Here is a 5,774-nt window from a genome sequence, read left to right as displayed (position 1 = left end):
ACCGTTAAATGCTCTAGCTTAAAGCTTGGGCTGCCGTCTTCTTTTAACGGCCATTCAATCCCTTCAGGGCGAAGCGCATAGCAAGCGCGTACTAAATCAATAATATCCCAGCGACTATTGTTATTTTTATATTCGCGCTCGTACGGGTCGTAAAAGTTACGGTAAAAGCTATAACGGCTTACTTCGTCATCAAACCGAATACTGTTATAACCGGCAACACAGGTGTTTGGCACGCTAAATTCGGCATGAATTTTTGCTATAAACTCAGCCTCAACCAAGCCTTTTTTCATCGCCACTTGTGGCGTAATACCCGTAATTAAACACGCCTCAGGGTGAGGCAAGTAATCCGCTTGCGGCTTACAATATTCAATAAGCGGCTCGCCAATTATATTTAAATCAAGATCGGTACGAATACCCGCAAACTGGCTCGGCTTATCCTTTTGAGGGCTCGCCCCCCACGTCTCGTAGTCGTGCCAATAGATTGTTGCTTGATTTTGCTCTTGATATGCCATGCTGAAAACCCTGAGTAGTTAACTTAAAAGCGCCTAAACACGCGCCAAGTTACTAAAATAATGAATTATTTAGATTATGGCATATGGGCGAGGGAGTTTATAGGTTTGGGTGAGAAATGATGTGTTTGAAAATACAGTTTATTAATATAAAGAAAAATGGATTAATAAATCTGAAATTATTTTCTTTAAATTCACTGCGGTTAATAAGAACTTTTAGATTGCTTTATAAACAATTGTTATTAAATTTTTTAACTGTTAAGTTATTTAAATCGGTTGAATGGAAGTTAATTTTTATCATATTAAGGAAGAATAAAGCATGCATGAAATCATATGCCCACACTGCAAAAAAGCATTCAAAATTGATGAAGCAGGATATGCTGATATTTTGAAACAAGTTCGCGATGATGATTTTGAGCAGCAGTTACACAATAGGCTTGAATTAGCCGAAAAGGAAAAGTTGAATGCAGTTCAACTTGCTAAAAGTGAAATTAGCAATGAAATGCAAAAAGCAGCCACAGCTAAAGATTCTGAGATACAAGAGTTAAAATCTTTATTAGAAACTGGAGAAGTTTCAAAAAAACTAGCCGTAACTGAAGCCTTAAGTAGTGTTCAAAAGGAAAGGGATGCACTAGCTAATGAACTTGAACAGGCTAAACGAGATAAACAAACAAGTTCTGAACTTGCCTCGGCGAAACTTACGAATGAAATACAGGTAACAACGGCTACAAAAGATAAAGAAATTCAGGAATTAAAAACCAGATTAGATAATATTCAACTAGAGCAAAAAGTGGCTATTAGTGGCGCAGTAAATTTAGTTGAAAAAGAACGGGACGAATTAAAAAGTAGTTTGAAGCACGCCGAACTTGAAAAGCAAATCGCTGAAAAATCTCTCAAAGATAAATATGAAACACAGATAAAAGATCGTGATGATGCTATTGAGCGTCTCCGTGATATGAAAGCCCGAATGTCTACCAAAATGGTAGGTGAAACGCTTGAGCAACACTGTGATACTGAATTTAATCGTATAAGATCAACCGCCTTTCCAAGAGCTTATTTTGAAAAAGATAATGATGCTCGTGGAGGAAGCAAAGGTGATTATATTTTTCGTGATACGGATGAAGTCGGTACTGAAATAGTATCAATCATGTTTGAAATGAAAAACGAAATGGATACTACGGTAACTAAAAAAAGGAACGAGGATTTTCTCAAAGAGTTAGATAAAGACAGGACAGAGAAAGGCTGTGAGTATGCCGTTTTAGTTTCTCTTCTTGAACCAGAGAGTGAGCTTTATAACTCAGGAATTGTAGATGTTTTTCACCGTTATCCAAAAATGTATATAGTCCGTCCACAATTTTTCCTTCCAATCATTACGTTACTACGTAATGCATCTATGAAATCACTTGAATACAAAACTGAACTTGCCCTAGTTAAAGCACAGAGTGTAGATATAACAAATTTTGAAAACGATCTAGATTCATTCAAAACAGCTTTCGCTAAAAACTATGATTTAGCATCCAGAAAATTTCAAACAGCAATTGATGAAATTGATAAATCTATTGACCACCTGCAAAAAACCAAAGATGCGTTAATGAGTACAGACAGAAACCTTCGTCTTGCCAATGATAAATCACAGGACGTCACAATTAAAAAGCTAACACGTCGTAATCCAACGATGGCTGCTAAGTTTGATGAATTGAGTGATGCCAGTTCTTCTGATGACAAGTAATAATTTGGTTAAAGCATAAATATATAAAATTTAATTAATAGAATGGAAGCGAAGTAATATGCACGATTATCATGATCCAGTTAGGCATTTGAAATATCTTAGGCAGTCGTTATCTCAAGATAATGAAGCAATTGGTTTTTTTATTTCAGCTGGCTGTCCTTTATCCGTAAATATGCCTAATGACCAATGGCCGTTAATTCCTGATGTTAAAAACCTTACTATTCATATCAATGAGCAATTTAAAGCTAATACTCAATATCAATTGCTACTAAAGGTACTCCAAGAAGCTGGAAAAAATGTAGAAAATATAGAAGACATTCTTAGCTTTTTAAGGAGTCTATTATTGGTATCGAAAGGAGGGGTTGTAAGGGGATTAACTGAGAGTGAATTGTTAGATCTTGAGAATAAAATTTGTTCAGTAATTGTAGCAAAGCTTGATGTGACCCTACCAGATCAAGAAACACCTTACCATCGCTTGTGTAAATGGATGGGATCTATAGATAGGAAAGTAGCTGTTGAAATATTTACCACAAATTACGATTTACTGATAGAGCAAGCATTAGAGGATTCAGAGGTTCCTTATTTTGATGGTTTTGTTGGATCTCGAAGATCTTTTTTTGATTTAAGAGCTGTCGAGGATTCTTTAATCCCTATACATTGGTCAAGGCTTTGGAAAATACATGGATCAATTAATTGGTATCAAGAAACTGAAAAAGATAAAGAAGGTAAAGATGTTAAAAAAGTCTACCGCTCTTCAGAAATTAAAGAAGGTGCATCACACTTAATATATCCATCACACCTTAAATACGAAGAAAGTAGGAAGATGCCTTATCTTGCTTTAATAGACCAATTAAATAGGTTTATAAGAAAAAAATCATCACTTTTAATTTTATCAGGCTATTCATTCAATGATGGGCATTTGAACGACACTATCGTCAATGCACTAAAATCAAATCCAACAGGAATGGTGCTTAGTCTTATGTTTTCAACATACGAATTGAGGGATGGGAATAACGAATTAGAACTTGATAGTAATGGAGAAGCAATTGAACGCTATCCAGAAGCTTATAGGTTAGCAAATAGTAGACACAACCTTAATGTTTGGACGTATGATAAAGCAATAATCGGGACAAATGCTGGTTCTTGGAGCGCACCAAAATATGATGAAGACGACTACGATATCAGAAGCTTTATTGATAGTAGTAAAGCTGATAATGATGGAAACGTTAATACATTAATTAAGCTTGGTGACTTTTCTGTGTTTACCAATTTTCTAAAAAAGATAATCGGTTCACAAAAGGATGGACAGGATGTCTAATAAAGAAACATATCTTGGTGATGTACAAGATGTCAGCGGTACATCAGTCAGTATTTCCCTATCAGCAGAGTCACTAACTGGGTTTGTATACATCGATGGGCAGGGGTACAGAGTTGGTCAAATCGGTAGCTTTGTTAGGATACCAGTTGGCTATATTAATTTGTTTGGAATTATTAGTCAGGTTGGAGCAAGTGCGGTACCTAAAAACCAAATTGAAAACGAGGTTGTCGGTAATAGATGGATGACAATTCAGCTAATAGGAGAAGGTCCTAAAAATGGATTGTTTCAACGAGGCTTATCTCAATACCCTACTATAGGAGATGAAGTCCACCTAGTATCAGAAAAAGAACTTAAAAATATTTATGGGCAACCTGATAAACCTTACTTTGTAAAACTTGGACATGTCTCCAATGCAGACTCTATACCCGCATTAGTTGATGTAAATAAATTGGTTACTCGGCACTCTGCTGTTGTAGGTACAACAGGCTCAGGTAAGTCTACGACAGTGGCAAGCATTATGAACGCATTGTCAGATGTTGAAAGATATCCATCTTCGCGAGTGATCATGCTCGACCTTCATGGTGAATACGGGCAAGCATTACAAGACAGAGCTTACATTTATAAAATTGATGGTAATTATAAATCAAAATTGAAAGAAAAAAAATTATACATTCCCTTTTGGGCGTTAAATTTTGACGAATTGTGCGAAATAAGTTTTGGGGAATTTAAAGACGAAAAAGTCAAAAATGTTGTTATGGAACGAGTTCTAAAACTTAAATTAGATTCGCTGAAATTATCGCCTAGAAAAGGGGCATCAGCTGATACTCTCAGTGTAGATTCTCCAATCCCATTTAGTATTCATCAGTTATGGTATGACTTATATGTTGAGACGTTTGGAACATATTATAAAGTAGCAGGTATGCAACCAATCGATAACCTTGCTTATGAGAAAGATGCAAATGGTATTGATTTAATTGGTGATGCTTCTAAAGGAATCGCTCCTGTTTTTAAACATGTGGAAACTGGAGCTGGTGAGGCTAAGATTAATTATTTACCAGGATCGCATCAAATAGGAAAACAGCTTTTATTGTTAGGGACAAAACTTAGAATTCCAAGATATGATTTCATTTTTAAGCCTGATAATTGGTTGCCAGATAAAGATGGTAAAGTTGTAGATGATTTAAATTTATTACTTAAAAATTGGATAGGTAGTGATAGGCCTGTGACCATTTTAGATCTCTCAGGTATTCCAGCTGATATTTTACAAACAACAATAGGTGCGTTACTTCGATTGCTTTATGAGGCACTATTTTGGGCTAGAAACCTATCTCAAGGAAGCCGTCATCGACCTTTATTAATTGTTATGGAAGAAGCGCATATATATTTAAACAATGACTCTAAAGGGATGTGAGCGTCTAGCGAACTACACCTATGTTTTAAAATTCCAGGGTAACAAGCTGTCGATATCGGGCTCAGGCTGGCACAGTTCATCAAGGCAAGCACAGATGTAATTAAATGGGATTAGACCATTTATCTTGGCGGTTTCCACAATGCTGTAAAGGGTGGCACTAGCATGGGCACCGTTAGCCGTTTGGCTAAATAACCAATTCTTTCGGCCTATCACAAACGGTTTTACCGCGCGTTCTGCTCTATTATTATCGATGCTAAGTCGGCCATCATCAACATAGCGTATGAGCTTGTGCCATTGATTTGCCAGGTAATTAGCTGCCTCTATCAGTTTGCTGTTCCCCACTAAATTTGGCTGATCCTGCTCAAGCCATATTTTTAGCTTGCTAAGAATAGGCAGGCTAACCTCTTGTCTTGCCGTATATTTGTCATCCACACTTTTATCTTTGATGCGTGACTCAACGCCGTACAGTTTTTGGATAAGGCTCAATACCACATCCGCTTTGCCGGTTTTGTTTTTACCTTGTAGCTTTTTCGCGTCGATAAATTTACGACGAGCATGCGCCCAGCAGCCAATTAAGGTTGCCTCTGTTCTGGCATAGGCTTGATAGCCATCCACGTGCAAGTACCCTTGATATCCATCAAGATAATTGACCACGCAGGCGGCCGCGCGACTATTGTGGAAGTCGTAAAGTACGATATTAGGGATGGGATTATTCGGGTCTGGTGAATCTCGACCCGAGCAATACACCCACATGTAACTGTTTACTTTGTCCGATTTCACCACCTTTAATGGCGTTTCATCGGCAAA

5 protein-coding genes are annotated in these 5,774 nt (G+C 37.1%); 3 read left to right on the top strand and 2 right to left on the bottom strand.

Going from position 1 to position 5,774, the window contains the following annotated elements:
* Positions 1 to 512: exodeoxyribonuclease I (gene sbcB / locus L655_RS0112050; protein WP_024605147.1), on the bottom strand; the 512-nt coding region annotated here is incomplete at its 3' end.
* Between the two features lie 316 nt (positions 513 to 828).
* Here sbcB and L655_RS0112045 point away from each other — a divergent pair.
* The 3 genes from L655_RS0112045 to L655_RS0112035 are packed head-to-tail and all read left to right on the top strand — an operon-like array spanning position 829 to position 4,967.
* A complete protein-coding gene (locus L655_RS0112045; protein ID WP_024605146.1) occupies positions 829 to 2,238 on the top strand; it encodes a DUF2130 domain-containing protein in 1,410 nt (469 codons plus the stop codon).
* 58 nt (positions 2,239 to 2,296) lie between these two features.
* Entirely contained in the window at positions 2,297 to 3,556 is a 1,260-nt protein-coding gene (locus tag L655_RS0112040; RefSeq protein WP_024605145.1) for an SIR2 family protein, read from the top strand.
* Positions 3,549 to 4,967: a DUF87 domain-containing protein gene (locus L655_RS0112035; RefSeq protein ID WP_029751818.1), complete on the top strand. Its 1,419-nt coding sequence runs from the start codon at positions 3,549 to 3,551 to the stop codon at positions 4,965 to 4,967. Before L655_RS0112040 ends, L655_RS0112035 begins: the two co-directional genes overlap by 8 nt.
* 18 nt (positions 4,968 to 4,985) lie before the next feature.
* Here the strand turns inward: L655_RS0112035 and L655_RS0112030 are convergent.
* Positions 4,986 to 5,774 (bottom strand): IS66 family transposase (locus tag L655_RS0112030; RefSeq protein ID WP_024604753.1); only part of this gene is annotated, 789 nt, incomplete at its 5' end.

It is taken from the genome of Pseudoalteromonas sp. TAE79 (genome assembly GCF_000498015.1).
In the GTDB taxonomy this organism is placed as follows: Bacteria; Pseudomonadota; Gammaproteobacteria; order Enterobacterales; family Alteromonadaceae; genus Pseudoalteromonas.
Note: the sequence above shows the minus strand (reverse complement) of the source record. Positions and strands in the feature narration are given on the sequence as shown.

Coding starts and splice junctions, on each gene's coding strand:
- L655_RS0112045 (WP_024605146.1), top strand. CDS start 829: ATGCATGAAATCATATGCCCACACTGCAAAAAAGCATTCAAAATTGAT.
- L655_RS0112040 (WP_024605145.1), top strand. CDS start 2,297: ATGCACGATTATCATGATCCAGTTAGGCATTTGAAATATCTTAGGCAG.
- L655_RS0112035 (WP_029751818.1), top strand. CDS start 3,549: ATGTCTAATAAAGAAACATATCTTGGTGATGTACAAGATGTCAGCGGT.